Annotated in this window: 15 protein-coding genes and 2 riboswitches; of the genes, 6 read left to right on the top strand and 9 right to left on the bottom strand. The window is 36.4% G+C overall.

Annotation, left to right across the window (positions count from 1 at the left end):
• Window positions 1-11 precede the first annotated feature (11 nt).
• Both comGB and comGA read right to left on the bottom strand, forming a co-directional pair.
• Window positions 12-1,043: a competence type IV pilus assembly protein ComGB gene (gene comGB / locus ACXY7N_RS12195; protein ID WP_016086288.1), complete on the bottom strand. Its 1,032-nt coding sequence runs from the start codon at window positions 1,041-1,043 to the stop codon at window positions 12-14.
• Window positions 1,036-2,079: a competence protein ComGA gene (gene comGA / locus ACXY7N_RS12200; RefSeq protein ID WP_033659772.1), complete on the bottom strand. Its 1,044-nt coding sequence runs from the start codon at window positions 2,077-2,079 to the stop codon at window positions 1,036-1,038. Before comGA ends, comGB begins: the two co-directional genes overlap by 8 nt.
• 205 nt (window positions 2,080-2,284) lie before the next feature.
• On the opposite strand from comGA, the gene ACXY7N_RS12205 reads away from it, so the two are divergent.
• The 3 genes from ACXY7N_RS12205 to ACXY7N_RS12215 all read left to right on the top strand — a co-directional run bounded on the left by ACXY7N_RS12205 (window position 2,285) and on the right by ACXY7N_RS12215 (window position 4,848).
• Window positions 2,285-2,980: a helix-turn-helix transcriptional regulator gene (locus ACXY7N_RS12205; RefSeq protein WP_016086286.1), complete on the top strand. Its 696-nt coding sequence runs from the start codon at window positions 2,285-2,287 to the stop codon at window positions 2,978-2,980.
• 125 nt (window positions 2,981-3,105) lie between these two features.
• The gene (locus ACXY7N_RS12210; protein WP_000440713.1) at window positions 3,106-3,348 is read left to right on the top strand and encodes a DUF2626 domain-containing protein; all 243 of its coding nucleotides are present in this window, start codon (window positions 3,106-3,108) and stop codon (window positions 3,346-3,348) included.
• Between the two features lie 105 nt (window positions 3,349-3,453).
• Entirely contained in the window at window positions 3,454-4,848 is a 1,395-nt protein-coding gene (locus ACXY7N_RS12215) for an L-cystine transporter (RefSeq protein ID WP_016086285.1), read from the top strand.
• Window positions 4,849-5,062: 214 nt separating this feature from the next.
• Here ACXY7N_RS12215 and ACXY7N_RS12220 read toward each other — a convergent pair whose 3' ends face one another.
• Window positions 5,063-5,278: a DUF3912 family protein gene (locus ACXY7N_RS12220; protein WP_001008334.1), complete on the bottom strand. Its 216-nt coding sequence runs from the start codon at window positions 5,276-5,278 to the stop codon at window positions 5,063-5,065.
• Window positions 5,279-5,530: 252 nt separating this feature from the next.
• Here ACXY7N_RS12220 and ACXY7N_RS12225 point away from each other — a divergent pair, with 252 nt between their 5' ends.
• A complete protein-coding gene (locus tag ACXY7N_RS12225) occupies window positions 5,531-5,842 on the top strand; it encodes a hypothetical protein (protein ID WP_016086284.1) in 312 nt (103 codons plus the stop codon).
• Between the two features lie 36 nt (window positions 5,843-5,878).
• Here the strand turns inward: ACXY7N_RS12225 and ACXY7N_RS12230 are convergent, their stop codons facing one another.
• The 6 genes from ACXY7N_RS12230 to ACXY7N_RS12255 form a co-directional block, all read right to left on the bottom strand.
• A complete protein-coding gene (locus ACXY7N_RS12230) occupies window positions 5,879-6,367 on the bottom strand; it encodes a hypothetical protein (RefSeq protein ID WP_016086283.1) in 489 nt (162 codons plus the stop codon).
• 79 nt (window positions 6,368-6,446) lie between these two features.
• Complete coding sequence (locus ACXY7N_RS12235) at window positions 6,447-6,821, bottom strand: nucleoside 2-deoxyribosyltransferase (RefSeq protein WP_016086282.1); 375 nt, start codon at window positions 6,819-6,821, stop codon at window positions 6,447-6,449.
• A gap of 93 nt (window positions 6,822-6,914) precedes the next feature.
• Window positions 6,915-7,175: a DUF3966 domain-containing protein gene (locus tag ACXY7N_RS12240; RefSeq protein ID WP_000817964.1), complete on the bottom strand. Its 261-nt coding sequence runs from the start codon at window positions 7,173-7,175 to the stop codon at window positions 6,915-6,917.
• A gap of 244 nt (window positions 7,176-7,419) precedes the next feature.
• Complete coding sequence (murG, locus tag ACXY7N_RS12245) at window positions 7,420-8,478, bottom strand: undecaprenyldiphospho-muramoylpentapeptide beta-N-acetylglucosaminyltransferase (protein WP_016086281.1); 1,059 nt, start codon at window positions 8,476-8,478, stop codon at window positions 7,420-7,422.
• A gap of 18 nt (window positions 8,479-8,496) precedes the next feature.
• Window positions 8,497-11,895, bottom strand: coding sequence for a methionine synthase (gene metH / locus ACXY7N_RS12250; RefSeq protein ID WP_016086280.1), 3,399 nt, complete (start codon window positions 11,893-11,895; stop codon window positions 8,497-8,499).
• Window positions 11,895-13,727, bottom strand: a complete 1,833-nt coding sequence (locus tag ACXY7N_RS12255) for a bifunctional homocysteine S-methyltransferase/methylenetetrahydrofolate reductase (protein WP_016086279.1) — start codon at window positions 13,725-13,727, stop codon at window positions 11,895-11,897. The genes metH and ACXY7N_RS12255 overlap by 1 nt, the downstream gene beginning before the upstream one ends.
• A gap of 70 nt (window positions 13,728-13,797) precedes the next feature.
• A riboswitch (SAM riboswitch) is annotated at window positions 13,798-13,907 on the bottom strand.
• Between the two features lie 202 nt (window positions 13,908-14,109).
• Window positions 14,110-14,219: riboswitch (SAM riboswitch) on the top strand.
• Window positions 14,220-14,312: 93 nt separating this feature from the next.
• On the opposite strand from ACXY7N_RS12255, the gene metI reads away from it, so the two are divergent.
• A complete protein-coding gene (gene metI / locus ACXY7N_RS12260) occupies window positions 14,313-15,425 on the top strand; it encodes a cystathionine gamma-synthase/O-acetylhomoserine thiolyase (RefSeq protein WP_016086278.1) in 1,113 nt (370 codons plus the stop codon).
• Window positions 15,422-16,585, top strand: a complete 1,164-nt coding sequence (metC, locus tag ACXY7N_RS12265) for a cystathionine beta-lyase (protein WP_088084353.1) — start codon at window positions 15,422-15,424, stop codon at window positions 16,583-16,585. The genes metI and metC overlap by 4 nt, the downstream gene beginning before the upstream one ends.
• The last annotated feature ends 83 nt before the right edge of the window (window positions 16,586-16,668 follow it).

Below are 16,668 nucleotides of genomic sequence, written 5' to 3' on the forward strand. Positions count from 1 at the left end.
GAAAATACCTCCTAAATAGAATTCATCATTTGAAACATTGGCATAATCATCGCTAAATACATAAGAACAACTATCCCTCCAATACACGTAAATAAAATCGGTTGAATGATCACTAACATACGCTTAATTTTTTGTTCCATCTTTTCCATAATAAGATCGCTATAGTCACCTAATTCAATCGCCAAATTACCGTTTGCTTGTCCATGCGTAATAATATAAGAAAGTTCTTTCTCATAATATCCACTTTTAGCAATAATAGATTGCAACGGTTCTCCCGCAATTAATTGGCGTTCAATTCGTCCCGCTTCATATTGAAAGAACGGATGATATTTTTGCTCCATCATTATTGTTAGAGCCTCAAGTACTGATAGTCCGCCGTGTAATAAACCGCTCAATTGAGTGGCGAAATAATGCGAATGCTTTATAATAAGAAATGTTTTTATGAGGGGAATACGAAGCATAATTTTTACCTGTTGCATATGTGGGAGTTTCCGAAAGTAAAACATATATAAACTACATCCAATCATAAAGATAAAAATAGTACTAAACATCAGGTAGGGTAGTAGCTTAATTGTACTTAGTATTTGTTCTGTAAGTAACGGTGCTGTAGAACCAAACGAACTATATACCATGTCAACCTGCGGTAATAAAATGCGGTTAAAAACAAAAATCATGATTATTAAAAAGAACGCCAAAAACATAGGATACTGCATTATTTTCATCATATCTTTCCTATACTTAACCTTTTTATAAAGAAGTGCGCTCCCTTGTTGCAACGCAAAAGAAATATCACCATGTTGCTCGGCATAAAATAAGTAGCTTAACATCTCCTGATGAAACATTAATTGATGAAAAGAATCGTGTAGACTTTTTCCATCTTTTAATCCATCAATCATGCGCTGCAATTGTACTTTCTTTTCTAAAGGTAATTGAAACCGTAAAAATTCTAATGCCTGTAAAAGGGAGTATCCTTTTTCTAACAGTTCTCCTAATCGTTTCAGTAATACCACTTGATCACTTAAACTCCATATTTTCTTAAACATAAACATCCTCTTCTATAAATCCTAAAGCGTATCCTTTTCGTATCGAAGATTCTAATGTTTCATGCTTGTATGTGACACATTCCCCGTTTGCTTCTTTAATCGCTTGTTTTAACTCATATTCATATAACAACTCATAAATACTCGCTTGTCTTACCTGCCTCATTGATTTACATAAAGTTGAGCACTTTCTTTTGCAAAACGGACACTTCAATTCGACAAGTCGCTGTGCAGCTATAGCCAATAAAGATTGTTCAATCTCTTGCCTCGTTATGCCAAAATCCATAAATCGGAGTATCGCCCCTTTCGCATCCTTAGTATGAAGTGTCGTCATTACTAAATGTCCAGTCAAACTTGCTCTTATAGCTATTTTCGCTGTTTCTTCATCACGAATTTCACCGACTAAAATAATATCGGGATCATGACGTAAAATAGCCTTCAGTCCCGCCTCATATGTGATACCTGCTTTTTCATTTATTTGAATTTGTAATACATCTTCCTTTCTTTTTTCAACTGGATCTTCCAGTGTAACGATGCGACGTGTTTTCTTTTTTCTAATTACCTCTAATAATGCATACATTGTTGTTGTCTTTCCAGAACCTGTCGGTCCAGTAAATACGAGTAACCCATGTGAATACTGTAAAAAAGAGAGTAGTTTTTTCGCTGTACTTGGAAATAATGAAAGATGAGATAACGGCTGAATAGATGCTTGTAAATGAAGGCGAATAACGAGACTTTCTTGGTATACGGTTGGAAGCGTGGAAAGGCGTAAATACACTTCTTGTCCATCCATTTGTAAATACAGTGAACCATTTTGCGGCTTCCGCCTCTCCCCTATATCCATGGATGCTAAAAATTTAAAGTGTGAAACAAGTTTTTCTCCAAATTCCTTTTCAATGTATTGTTTCGTCATTAAATCTTTCCCTATACGCAGTTGAACCACTACATCCTTCTGCCGGGGTACAATATGTAAATCCGATGCTTGTACCCTACATGCTTCTTTCAAAATCATATTCGCAAAACTTTCAATTCCATTCATCATTTTTCCCTCCCCACTATGTATATAGCACGAAAAAACACATAAGAAAAATTGGAACTTTTGTATTTTCACCAGAGGGAAAAGGCAAAATATGTTTGTGAAATTATGAACAATTTCCGAATTATTGTCTGAAATTACCTATATGGAAGTTTATCTGTATTATAATGTTATTATCTTGGATAAAGTGATAAAGGTGGAGATCCTCATGGAACAAGCTTTAAAAATTACAGGTGTTTTAGCTGACCCAACTCGTTATTACATTTATAAATATATTTCTCAAAAACATAGTTACGTAACTGTACAAGAAATTGCAGATGAGTTTGACATTCATCCAAACGTAGCACGTTTGCATTTATCTAAATTAGAAGATGTTCATATGCTGAAATCGGAAACAAAGAAAACTGGAAAAGGCGGAAGACCAAGCAGATTATATGTATTATCTGAAGATGTTATCCAATTGCAATTTCCATTCCGTGATTATCAATTGTTAGCAAGAATAGCATTTAATTCTTTACTTAGCCTTGGCGCTGCTGGTGAAAAAGCGCTATACGAAACAGGAAAACAATTTGGGGCTGAATTAATGCAACAACATATGCAGCGTTTACATGTGAGTGAAGATGCTTTAACAGTAGAGCAAAAAATTCAAATTGCAAAAGAAGCCTTTTCGACAGCTGGCTTATCACCAGCATTTGAATTAAGTGCAGACGGAACAAAAATTTTCTATGATGTACACAATTGTCCATTTAAAGAAGTTGCTGTTCATCACCCAACTGAAATTTGCAATATGCACGGAGATATGATGAAAGGGATTTTTGAAATCCTATTCCCTAACACGGAATTAACACGAAATGATAGTCTACTAGATGGATGTAAATCTTGTAATTATAAACTAACAATTTAATTTTCCGTATAAAAAGAAGCCATTTATAAATGGCTTCTTTTTGTATGAACGAATATTTACAATAGTAAGAAAAATAAACTATAATGAGGAGAGGTTTACTTTTTTTAGAAAAGGAGGGAGATGGCATGGAGCGCATGTTTCGCGTTCTCGGCTTTTGGACTGGAATTTTCTCGGTTATGTTTTACGTAGGGGATATGCACTCGACCGCACTACTATTTTTAGGACAAACAGGATTCTTCGTACTTTTAAGCTATTTAAAATTAACAGAGCGTATGTATATATACGTATTCGGGGCATATTTAACTGTTTTCTTCATAGGATTTACATACTACACGACGTTTTTACTTGTCCCTGGAGCTGGGCATTAAAGATGGCATTTTGCCATCTTTTTTTAATTCCGCAATTTCCTAGTTGACTTATAGGTTTTATTACCTTATATTCTATATAACAGATTGGAATTAGGGGGAATCAACATGAATACACTGCTTGTCGGAATTAACGTTGCAGTCATGATCATCTTAGTTGGCGTATTATATTATATGCAACGTAAGCATGTATCTTTTAATAAACGTGTATTTACTGCTTTAGGAGTCGGAATTATATTCGGTCTTATATTACAATTTATTTATGAGCCAACTTCTAAAGTAATTATTGAATCAAATACTTGGTTTGGCTTAATCGGTAACGGTTATGTGAAATTACTTCAAATGATCGTTATGCCACTTATTTTAGTATCTATTATTTCAGCATTTACAAAATTACAGTTAACGAAAAACCTTGGTAAAATCAGTGGTCTTATTATCGGAATTTTAATTCTTACTACAGGAATCGCTGCAGCTGTCGGTATCGCTGCAAGTGCAGGATTTGATGTATCTGCAACAGGCCTGCAACAAGGTGATGCAGAATCTGCTCGTCTGAAGTTAGTTGAAGAAAGATTTACTTCTATTGAGAAAACTACAATTCCAGATAAATTATTAGAGCTGTTACCTACAAATCCGTTTCTTGATTTAACAGGCGCTCGTCCAACATCAACAATTTCTGTTGTAATATTTGCAGCATTTATCGGTATAGCCTTTATAGGTGTAAAACGAAAATATCCAGAACAAGCAGAACTATTTAAGAAGATGCTTGATGCTGTATATGCAATCGTAATGCGTATGGTAACATTAATTTTACGTCTTACTCCATACGGCGTATTAGCTCTTATGGCAAAAACAGTTGCTGGTAGCGATATAAATGCTATTTTAAAACTCGGTAACTTCGTGTTAGCGTCTTACGTGGCACTTATCGTAATGTTCGTTATTCACTTATTATTAATTGCTCTATCTGGTTTAAATCCAATTCAATATTTGAAAAAGGTGTTCCCTGTATTAACATTCGCATTCACATCTCGCTCTAGCGCTGGTGCAATGCCATTAAATATTGAAGCACAAAAAGAAAAACTTGGTATTTCTGAAGGAATTGCAAACTTCGCAGCATCATTTGGAGTATCTATCGGACAAAACGGTTGCGCAGGTATTTATCCAGCAATGCTTGCAATGATGGTCGCTCCAACTGTAGGAATTGATCCATTACAACCACAATTTATTTTAACTTTAATCGCTGTCGTTGCAATTAGCTCATTTGGTGTTGCCGGTGTTGGTGGTGGTGCAACATTCGCAGCGTTAATCGTACTATCTACAATGAACTTACCAATCGGCATTGTCGCTCTTGTTATCTCAGTTGAACCATTAATCGATATGGGTCGTACAGCTCTTAACGTAAGTGGTTCTATGACAGCAGGTCTTATTTCTAGTAAATGGCTTGGTGAATTAGATCAAGATACGTACAATCAAGATGATACAAAAACTGGTGAAATTGCTTCATAATAAAAAAAGGGCGCTAACAAAAATGTTAGCGTCCTTTTTCATTTCTTTCCATCTTCTTTATCTTTTAAACACAAGGCATAACATATTGTCTCAAACACTATGTATAATCTTGTTCTTTATACTTCATCTTCATCCCCTTACACATAGAAAAAGAGAATACAATAACATATTCTCTTTTCTCAAATATATTTCATTATCTCACAGCCCGTCCTTCTCACAAATAACCATTTTGTTCGCACCATTTATGAAATTGTCCTACATCTACTCCAACTAGCACGATATCCTTTAGCTCTACATCAATGATTTGTTCTCCAATTACAATAGCAAACTGCGATTCTAATTTTGTCTCGCTGTTCTTTACAATTCCAATTCGGTTCCGATGCGGTCCATCTTTTATATATGCTTTTTGTCCTACAATATCAAAGTTCAAGATTTTCACCTCTTTTACTGCGCTCAAATTGGAAATACGATCTCCACCTCGGAAAATTTCCTTTCATTGCACTATTTCTCTATATATATGACGAAACAATAAAAGAGTCCTTCCTTCTTTACAATTATTTTTTCTTTGTTTCATTTTTGTGATTGAAACGTAAAGTTTATAATAAAATACACTTGGAAGCGCTTTCTATGTAATTTTTTATGTTATAATATAAAAGTAGAACTTCGTAAAGAGGGTTAAAAAATGAATACAAAAATGATTAAAAAAGTAATTGAAGCATTAAAAGTATATGGCTTTCAGGATGTATCATTCTGTGACAAAACGAAGCAATTTTTATTTCATAACGAAACCGATATTATGAGCGGCTATGCAGAAATAACATATAGTAGTCAATTTGAAAAATTCAACGTACAAATTCATCCGATTGAAACGCATCACCAAGCAGAGTTACAAGAGGTTGAAAGACATATACAAGCCTGTATAAGAAAAGTGGAATATTTAAACGCTCTTCTTAGCGGACAAACAAAACTAAATGACAAAATTATTATAATGTAAAAAAAGAACGTGATAGCCTCACGTTCTTTTTTTACATTATACGTTCATCTTTTCTTTCAGTTGTAATCCTGTCACAGATTCTAATGCATCTATTGCTTCTCCAAATGTCATATCAAAAACTGTCTTCTCTTCTATGTATGGAAATTGTCTAAAGCGTTTCTCTAACATTTTCACAGCGTCCGACGTAAAGTGTGCACTATCAATGCCAAATTCTGTTTCAAGAAGAACGATCCAATCTAACACATGAAAACCTAATCCATTTACGAATGAAATAAGTTTTTTTTCTGGCTTTGAAGATAAGAATACGTGTCGTTCCATCTCATCGAAAAGTTCTTCACCTAAAACTTCTGCTAACTCATCATCATGTTCGCGTTCAATAATCTCTTCATAACCGTAATCATCAACAAGCTCTTCTACTTCTTCACCATCCGCAAAAAGCAATTGACTAAGAATTGCATCTTTCTTAAATTCACTGTTTTGTACAACTTCTAAAAAACTCGTTTCCCAACCATTTTCTAATTTCATATTATATACTCCTTTATATACGGTTCTTATCATCACTGTACCCAAAAGATCACTTTTATAACCTTTTAGGTAGTTACTATTATTTCACATGATTCATAACATAAGATGCAAATCCAGCTGCATCTCCTTCAAAAATATTTATTTCTGGCAAGTGATAGAACGTTGTTTGAAGCGGGTTTCTTTCATGATATACATATATCTTTTTCTCTAGCGCAATCGCCATTCCAAACTCTGTATGGCTCCCGTTTCCGCCATCTAATATAAGTAAAAAGACATCCGCTTCTTGAATAGCATTCTTTTCTGCCAGACCAATTTCTCTTAATTGCTTTTGATTCACTGCCCTTTCATTTCTTGTCCAATCATATGTATGATGCCAACCTGCATGTTTCAGTTCATTTGCTATAGAACGTACAAGGTGTTTATTTTTGAATCCCGAGGCGATATAAAAATTCATTTATATACACTCCTTCTTGATGTACGGGAAACTCCGTTTTAGTGTTACTTGCTAAATATAATAAAAAACGAATCCAAAAAAAAATCCCCATCTTTAAAACTTATTTGCGTTTAAATGATGGGATGCTTCATGATCTTCTTTTATTTTTTGCTTTTTATAACTTTCATCAGCTAACATTTCTAGTTCAGCTGTTATCTCTGATTTTTCAAGCTCTCTTTCTTGCGAAAATTTCCTTGAAATATAAACAATAACACTACCAACGTACAACACAAAGCATATAATAAGTGCAGTATTTTCATAGAGACTTAGCTCCAACACAGTCACTCCTAATCCATTCGTATTTTCACGCTTCATTACTTGGAATTTCCCTACTAACCATTTGTTACCCCGCTATTTGAGGGCAGTAAGACCCCCCACCTCAACATTCAGCGAAAACAAAGAAGTTAGGTGGGGGATTAACTGCCCGTTAAAGCCCGATTGGTTCAACTAATAATCAGTGGGGGTAAACCTCCCACTGATTAAAGTTTCACTTTATTGTAACATAAAAACACCGTTTCTTGGAATCTTTCAACCTACTAAAAGAGACATGATTGTTTCATCATGCCTCTGAAATATGGTGAATGATTGTTTTAATCGCTTCTTTTCCATTATATTTTTTTAATGCGGTTTTATACGCCTCATTATTATGAGATAACTCTTCAACATGCTTTATAAGAGAATTCACAGTCACATCTTCTTCATACAATACCGAGGCATATCCTTGTCTTTCAAATGATTCTGCATTTAGTATTTGATCTCCACGACTTGCAAATTTCGATAGCGGAATTAAAACCATCGGCTTTTGCAATGTTAAAAACTCAAAAATGGCATTGGACCCTGCACGTGAAATAACAAAATCTGTTATCGCCAATATGTCTGGTAGTTCTCCATGTACATATTCAAATTGTCTATATCCTTCTTTATTTTGTAAACTTTCATCAAGATTACCTTTTCCGCAAAGATGAACAATTTGATACTTTTTCAGAAGTTCTGGTAACGCTTCTCGAACCGCTTCATTAATTTTCTTTGCGCCCAAACTTCCTCCCATGATTGTAATAACTGGCTTTTTACGTGAAAAACCTAAAAACGCTAAACCTTTTTCACGATTTCCCCTTAGCACTTCTTCACGTACAGGAGATCCTGTATAGATTACTTTTTCTTTCGGTAAATGTTTCGCAGCTTCTTCAAATGTAACAAATATTTTCGAAGCAAAACGGAGCGCAATTTTGTTTGCTAGTCCTGGCGTCATATCGGATTCATGTAATAAAACTGGTACGCGATTTAGCCACCCTCCAATTACGACTGGTACAGATACGAAACCACCTTTTGAAAAAATTACATCTGGTTTTAGTTTTCGAATCCTTACATACGCATCCATAACACCCTTCATTACAAGAAAAGGATCTTTTATATTTTTCAAGTCAAAATAACGGCGTAGCTTTCCGCTGGCGATACTATAGTACGGAATGCCTTCCTTTTCTATAATCGTTTTCTCAATTCCTTGATGAGAACCAATATAAGAAATATCCCAATTCTGTTCTTGTAAATGTGGAATGATGGCTAAATTAGGTGTTACATGTCCGGCCGAACCGCCACCTGTAAAGACTATTTTCTTCATACGTCTCCCCCTTCTAGATTATAATACACTAAAATATCTTGCCTCGGGGTGAGAAAATACCATAGCCGTTACAGATGCTTCTGGCTCCATCATAAATCCTTCCGTTAATGAAATACCTATTTCCTCTGGATGAATTAAGCGAAATAGCTTTTCTTGATCTGCAAGTTCTGGACATGCTGGATAACCGAAGGACACGCGTATCCCTCTATATTTCGTACGGAAACGTTCTTCCATCGTCAGTTCTGGTGAATCTGGAATGCCCCAGCGATCACGAATGAGCATATGTGTTTTTTCAGCGAGTCCTTCTGCTAGTTCAAGCGCTAACGATTGAATGGCATGACTGCGTAAATAATCACCCTTCGCTTTCCACTCTTCAGCAATGTCCCGAATGCCTTCCCCAACCGTAACAGATAGGAAAGCAACATAGTCCATCTCATCTCCAATTGGTCGTAAATAATCACCTAAAGTACGATATGGTGCTTTTCCTTGTCTTGGGAATGTGAAACGCTCTATCATACGCGTATGATCTTCTGGATCATATATTACAATATTTTGTCCGTCGCTTTGCGCTGGGAAAAACTGATACACTGCTTTCGGTTTTAACCAAGATTGTCCTTCCTGCAATAATTCGTCTATTAAATCATTTAATTCGTGTGCTCTTTTATCTCCCTCTTGCAAAAGCTTCTTCACATTTCCTTTTAATCCAAGGTGATGCCCAAGTAGCATTTGTCTATTTAAAAATGGAGCGAGATGCGCAACTGGAACATCTCGTAATACAATTCGTTTTGTTGAATCAGGTATCATAACCTCAGCCTTCGGTAATGGCTCAATTACTGCTGGAATTTCTACTTTCTTCTCCTCTTTTTTTACGATATGAAGATGACGCTCTTTTTTATCTTGTTTCATCTTCTCGCGCTCTTCTTCTTTTTGTAGCTTATTAATAATATCGAGCCCCGTCATCGCATCACTCGCATAACATACGAGTCCTTTATATGATGGTGAAATACGATTATCTGTAAACTTTCTCGTTAACGCTGCCCCGCCTACAACGATTGGAATATCAATATTTGCCGCTTGTAAATCTTCAGCAGTCGTTACCATTTGTTGAGCTGACTTTACTAGTAAACCAGAAAGACCAATTATGTCAGGCTTCTTCTCTTGTACTTCTTGAACAATTCGATCCGAGCGAACATTGATTCCTAAATTAATAATCTCATATCCGTTATTCGATAAAATAATTTCAACGAGGTTTTTCCCAATATCATGTACGTCACCTTTCACAGTTGCTAATAATACTTTCCCTTTTTTCGCACTATCGCTAGATTCCATATATGTCTCTAAATAACTTACGGCAGCTTTCATACTTTCAGCACTTTGCAATACTTCAGCAACGATAAGCTCATTATTATTAAATAATCTTCCCACCTCATCCATTCCTGTCATAAGTGGGCCATTAATAATATCCAAAGGTTTTCTTCCTTCTGTAAGTGCGAGGCTTAAATCTTCTTGTAGCCCTTGTTTCGTACCTTCTACAATGTAATTTGCCAGCCTTTCATCAATAGTTAATGTTTCTTGGATAACGACATCTTTCTTTTTTGCCGCGCGATAAAAATTTGTAAATTCTTCTAACGTCTCTTGCGTCGTTTCAAAAAGCAATGCATCTGCAAGACGTTTTTCTTCTTCCGTAATTGACGCATAGCGCTCTAATTTTTCAGTATTCACAATCGCGTAATCTAATCCAGCTTTCGTTGCATGATATAAAAAGACGGAATTTAATACTTCGCGTCCAGCTGGTGGTAAACCAAATGATATGTTACTTACACCTAAAATCGTTAAACACTCTGGTAATGCTTCTTTAATAAGGCGAATTCCTTCTATCGTCGCTGCCGCCGAGCCAATATATTCTTCATCACCTGTACCTACAGGAAATACAAGTGCATCAAAAATAATATCTGACGGGCGTATACCATATTTCGTCGTCAATAATTCATAACTTCTTTTCGCAATTTCGAGTTTTCTTTCCGCACTTACTGCCATACCTTCTTCATCAATTGTTCCTACAACAATAGCGGCACCATATTTTTGGAGAAGAGGTGTCACTTTTTTAAATCGTTCTTCTCCATCTTCTAAATTAATTGAATTGATAACAGCTTTTCCTTGAATATAAGTAAGAGCTCTCTCCATCACATTTTCATCTGTTGAATCAATCATAATTGGTACTTTTAATACTTTTGTAACTTCTGCCAAGAAATTTTCCATATCTTCTATTTCATCCCGGTCCGGGTCTGCCATACAAATATCAATAATATGAGCATTTTTCTTCACTTGCGCTCTTGCGACTTCAGCAGCCTCTTCAAATTTCCCTTCTGCTACTAATCGTTTAAATTTACGTGATCCAATAACGTTTGTTCTTTCTCCAACAAATAACGGCCTCATAGAATCATCATATTGTAGTGCCTCTAATCCACTAACACCATGTCCATCTCGTTCACGGTGTTCACGCGGCTTCAGAGACGCTAACGCGGATTTCATTGCTTTTATATGTTCTGGTGTTGTGCCACAACAACCACCGATAATATTAACCCATCCTTCTTCGGCAAATCGCTTCACTTTTTCGGCGAGAGAAGATGGAGATTCATGATAATGTCCATCTTCATCAGGAAGGCCTGCATTTGGATAACAAGAAATGTAACACTCCGATAAATCAGATAGTGAACGAATATGGTCTCTCATAAACTCCGGACCAGTCGCACAGTTTAACCCAACCGATAACGGCTTCATATGTTCTATCGATAAGTAAAAAGCCTCAATTGTTTGCCCAGCCAGAGTCGTTCCCATCGGTTCAATCGTTCCCGAAATCATAATAGGAACAATTGTATTTAGTTCATCAAAAGCTGCTTGAATTCCAATATAAGCTGCCTTCACATTACGCATATCTTGACTCGTCTCAACGAGTAATACATCAACTTCTCCATTCAATAATCCTCTTGCCTGCCGTGTATAGGCTTCAATTAATTCTTCAAACGTCACACCACCAGTAACACTAATCGCTTTCGTTGTCGGCCCCATTGCTCCCGCAACATATACTTCCTTCCCGCTTTCTATAACAGCTTGCTTTGCTAAACGTGCTGCTTTCTCATTTAGTTCCTCATCTAAATGAGACAACTCATAATCATTTAATACAATATTCGTCGCCCCAAATGTATTTGTTTCAATAATATCCGCACCAGCTTCAATATAAGCTTTATGAATCTTTAAAATGACATCAGGCCTTGTTTCTACTAAATATTCATTACAGCCTTCGTACTCTTCTCCTCCGAAATCTTCCGCAGTTAAGTCCTCTTGCTGGATCATTGTCCCCATTGCACCATCTAATATTAAGATGTTATTTTGTAATTTTTCTTCTATACGTTTCATCAATTAATACCTTCTTTCACTTCTTGCTTTTCTCTCACATATTTAACAAGGTGTTCTGTAATTTCATATTTTAGAAATGGTGTAATAAGATAAATGCCGTTAAAATATTTCATCGCCGCATCAATTAGTTCTTGTGAAATGCGAATTCCTTCCTCAATTGCTGCCTCTTTCGTTTCATGTCCATCCATTCTCTCCCTTATTTCTTCAGGTAGCGTAATTCCTGGCACCTCAAAATGAAGAAAATCTGCATTCCGTTTACTTATTAATGGCATAATCCCAATAAAAAGCGGTTGTTCCAAATGTTTTGTCGCTTCATACACTTCTTCCATTAACGCGACATCGTAAATCGGCTGAGTTAAGAAATATTCTGCTCCAGCATCTATTTTCCGTTCCATTCGCTTAACCGCTGCTTTTAAATGTCTTACATGCGGGTTAAACGCACCTCCCACTGAAAATCTTGTTGCTGGACCTATTGATTTCCCTAAAATAGAGCGCCCATCATTCATTTCTTTAATCATTTTAATGAGCTCAATAGAGGACAAATCATATACAGAAGTGGCACCTGGAAAATCACCAACACGTGCTGGATCACCAGTTAAAGCTAACACTTCTTCCATACCTAACGCTGATAGGCCTAGTAAATGAGATTGTAGTCCGATGACGTTATGATCTCTACACGTTAAATGCGTCAATACTGGAATATCATGCTTCGTTAATAATGCTCCCATTGCCATATTCGAGATGCGAGGCGATGCTAATGAATTATCTGCTAGAGTAATAGCATCTGCTCCAGCTCTTTTCAATGCTCTTGCGCCTTCAAAAAACCGCTGCGTATCTAACGTTTTCGGTGGATCTAATTCCACTACTACTGTCGTTTGTTTTTTTGCTTTCTCTGCTAAAGTGACATGAGCTTTTGAACGTTTCTCATGTGTATGAACTACTTTTGGTCTTTGAATCGTATCCTTTTCTATTACAGGCGTAACATTTAGAGTAGCACGTTTCATACTTTCAATATGTTCTGGAGTCGTGCCACAACAACCACCCAATAACCGAATACCTTGCTCAATAAATTTCGGTGTCATCGCTTCGAAATAAGCCGGACTTCCTTCATATACGTAACGTCCCTCCACATAATTTGGAAGACCTGCATTTGGATATGCTGACAAGTAGCCATTTTGAGGAATCGATATCATTTTAAAAGCTTCCGTCATATGAAGTGGCCCTAGTTGGCAGTTCAATCCAACAACATTTGCACCGTAATCTAATAGCTGTTTTAATATTTCATTTACATCATTTCCATTTTGAGTCGTACCTGCCTCATGTAACGCTAATTGAGCTACAATTGGAATATTCGTTTGCTTTCGTAACACCTGAACAGCATGAAGTAATTCAAACTCATCATAGAAAGTCTCTAATAGCAGTCCATCAACCTGTTCTTCTAATAATGCACTTGCCTGTTCCAACAACATAAATTCTCGCTCCATATCAGTTGTCGTAACAGCTCCGATATGTTTCATACCGCCAATTGTTCCTAAAATTGCATTTTTGTCGGTAACAGATGCTTTCGCCAGTTTTACTGCCGCTCTATTAATTTCAGTAACTTGATTTTCTAAACCATACATACGTAATTTTGCTTCATTTGCTCCGTACGTATTTGTTTGAATCACATCTGCCCCAGCAGCTACATATTGCTTATGAATCGATATAATTAAATCTGGATCAGATATATTCAATTCTTCAAAACTACTTTGCAAACCATGTGAATGTAATAACGTCCCAACCGCACCGTCACCTATTACAATTCCTTTTGACAATAAATCTAGTAATTTCACAAATCTCCCTCATTTCTATCAATATAAAAACCCCCTCTTCACTTTGAAGAGGGGGACATAATCGTTCCTCCTCTTATTATGCAAAACATTCGTTTTGCAGGTATTAGCACCGTTTCAAACATTTCGTTTGAAGGTTGCCGGGTTTCACAGGGCCTTTCCCTCCACCGCTCTCAATAAGAGTTGTCTTTATTATTTTATTTATGTAGCTAAAAGGAAATGCGTTCCCCTTTTAACAATGTTTGCTAATTTTTTAATAAATTTAGCACGCACAAATGCAAAAGTCAATGACACTTGCGGAAAAATAAAAATTATTTAAAATAAAGTTGCAATTCAATTATCTTTTGTTGTAAAGTTAAAAACATAATAAAATTTCATACGAACATTCTTATCTAGAGAGGTAGAGGGACTGGCCCTACGACGCCTCAGCAACCATTAACATTTGTTAATAAGGTGCTAATTCCAGCAAATTGTGAAAGATTTGACAGATGAGAAGAAGACTCTATTCAAACCGAAAGCCTTCTTCTTAGAAGGCTTTTTTTATTTTACATTCACTTAATTGTTAATTTAAAAGGGAGGAATTTTCACATGTCAACTATCGAAACAAAACTAGCACAAATCGGAAACCGGAGCGAAACTACAACAGGAACTGTTAATCCACCTGTTTATTTCTCAACTGCTTATCGTCATGAAGGAATTGGCAAATCTACTGGCTTTGACTACTCACGAACTGGCAATCCAACTCGCGGCCTTTTAGAACAGGCAATCGCAGATTTAGAATACGGTGAACAAGGTTATGCCTGTAGTTCAGGGATGGCAGCTGTTCTCCTTGTCCTTTCCCTATTCCGTTCCGGAGATGAACTTATTGTATCCGAAGATTTATACGGGGGCACTTATCGATTATTTTCTGAGCACGAAAAAAAGTGGAACGTTCGATGTAGATACGTAAATACACAATCTATTAAACAAATTGAGCAGTCTATCACAATTGAAACAAAGGCTATTTTCATAGAAACTCCGACTAATCCATTAATGCAAGTTACTGATATTGCCGCTGTCGCAACTGTAGCGAAAAGACACGGACTACTTCTTATTGTAGACAACACATTCTACACACCTTATATACAGCAACCATTAACAGAAGGTGCTGACATTGTACTTCATAGCGCAACAAAATATTTAGGAGGACATAACGATGTCCTAAGCGGACTTGTCGTTGCAAAAGGTAAGGAACTTTGTGAGGAAATCGCTCATTATCATAATGCCTCTGGTGCGGTCTTAAGCCCATTTGACTCATGGCTATTAATTCGTGGTATGAAAACGTTAGCGCTTCGTATGAGACAACATGAAGAAAATGCAAAAGCAGTTGTCGCTTATTTAAATGATGAAGACGGGGTGACAGATGTATTTTATCCTGGAAGAGGCGGCATGATCTCATTTCGTCTGAAAGATGAAACATGGATCAATCCATTCTTACAATCTTTATCCTTAATTACATTCGCTGAAAGTCTTGGTGGTGTTGAAAGTTTAATGACATATCCAGCAACGCAAACACACGCTGATATTCCTGAAGAAATCAGAACAGCAAACGGTGTATGTAATCGTCTTCTGCGATTTTCCGTTGGCATTGAAAATAGTAACGATTTAATTCAAGACTTACAGCAAGCCATTAAACTTGTAAAAGAAGGTGTAAGAATATGAGTTATTCTATAGATACACTCTTACTGCACAACCAATATAAACATGACTCGCAAACAGGAGCTGTTAACGTTCCCATCTATAATACATCAACATTCCACCAGTTTGATGTAGATACGTTCGGAAAATATGACTATAGCCGATCTGGTAATCCAACTCGTGAAGCTCTTGAAGATATCATTGCTTTATTAGAAGGCGGAACAAAAGGATTTGCCTTCGCATCAGGGATTGCAGCGATTTCTACTGCATTCCTCCTTCTTTCACAAGGTGATCACGTACTCATTTCAGAAGACGTATACGGAGGCACTTATCGAATTATAACTGAAGTTCTCTCCCGTTACGGTGTTTCCCATACATTTATTGATATGACTAATTTAGAAGAAATAAAGCAAAACATTAAGCCAAATACAAAACTCTTTTATGTGGAAACACCCTCTAATCCGCTTTTAAAAGTGACAGATATTCGTGCTGTTTCTAAACTTGCAAAATCTATTGACGCCCTTACTTTTGTTGATAATACATTTTTGACACCACTATTCCAGAAGCCACTTGACCTTGGCGCCGATGTCGTTCTTCATAGTGCCACAAAATTCATTGCTGGTCATAGTGATGTTACTGCCGGATTAGCGGTTGTAAAAGATGCCGAACTCGCTCAAAAACTTGGATTTTTACAAAATGCATTCGGCGCTATTTTAGGCCCTCAAGATTGTTCTCTCGTGCTTCGTGGTCTAAAAACATTGCATGTACGTCTTGAGCATTCAGCTGCAAACGCCAATAAAATTGCACACTATTTACAAGAGCACGCTAAAGTTCAAAATGTCTATTATCCTGGCTTACAATCACATCTTGGATTTAATATTCAACAATCTCAAGCTACATCAGCCGGAGCTGTCCTATCTTTCACTTTACAATCAGAAGACGCACTCCGCCAATTTCTATCAAAAGTAAAATTACCTGTCTTTGCGGTTAGTTTAGGTGCTGTCGAATCGATTCTTTCCTACCCAGCTAAAATGTCACATGCAGCATTGTCACAAGAAGCTCGTGATGAAAGAGGGATTTCTAATTCATTACTTCGGTTATCCGTCGGCCTTGAAAATGTTGACGATTTAATATCCGATTTTGAAAATGCCCTTTCTTATGTAGAAGAACCTGTAAATGCATAGAGAGAATAGAAGATATGAAATTAAGTTATCATATCTTCTTTTTTATGCTGTTAAGTATATTTTTCACTTTTCGTATAGTTCAT

The organism is Bacillus sp. 5w2 (assembly GCF_054353775.1).

Bases quoted from the DNA above. Each gene is read 5' to 3' on its own strand.
- comGB (WP_016086288.1), bottom strand. From the start codon at position 1,043: ATGTTTAAGAAAATATGGAGTTTAAGTGATCAAGTGGTATTACTGAAA.
- comGA (WP_033659772.1), bottom strand. From the start codon at position 2,079: ATGAATGGAATTGAAAGTTTTGCGAATATGATTTTGAAAGAAGCATGT.
- ACXY7N_RS12205 (WP_016086286.1), top strand. From the start codon at position 2,285: ATGGAACAAGCTTTAAAAATTACAGGTGTTTTAGCTGACCCAACTCGT.
- ACXY7N_RS12210 (WP_000440713.1), top strand. From the start codon at position 3,106: ATGGAGCGCATGTTTCGCGTTCTCGGCTTTTGGACTGGAATTTTCTCG.
- ACXY7N_RS12215 (WP_016086285.1), top strand. From the start codon at position 3,454: ATGAATACACTGCTTGTCGGAATTAACGTTGCAGTCATGATCATCTTA.
- ACXY7N_RS12225 (WP_016086284.1), top strand. From the start codon at position 5,531: ATGAATACAAAAATGATTAAAAAAGTAATTGAAGCATTAAAAGTATAT.
- ACXY7N_RS12230 (WP_016086283.1), bottom strand. From the start codon at position 6,367: ATGAAATTAGAAAATGGTTGGGAAACGAGTTTTTTAGAAGTTGTACAA.
- ACXY7N_RS12235 (WP_016086282.1), bottom strand. From the start codon at position 6,821: ATGAATTTTTATATCGCCTCGGGATTCAAAAATAAACACCTTGTACGT.
- ACXY7N_RS12240 (WP_000817964.1), bottom strand. From the start codon at position 7,175: ATGAAGCGTGAAAATACGAATGGATTAGGAGTGACTGTGTTGGAGCTA.
- murG (WP_016086281.1), bottom strand. From the start codon at position 8,478: ATGAAGAAAATAGTCTTTACAGGTGGCGGTTCGGCCGGACATGTAACA.
- metH (WP_016086280.1), bottom strand. From the start codon at position 11,895: ATGAAACGTATAGAAGAAAAATTACAAAATAACATCTTAATATTAGAT.
- metI (WP_016086278.1), top strand. From the start codon at position 14,313: ATGTCAACTATCGAAACAAAACTAGCACAAATCGGAAACCGGAGCGAA.
- metC (WP_088084353.1), top strand. From the start codon at position 15,422: ATGAGTTATTCTATAGATACACTCTTACTGCACAACCAATATAAACAT.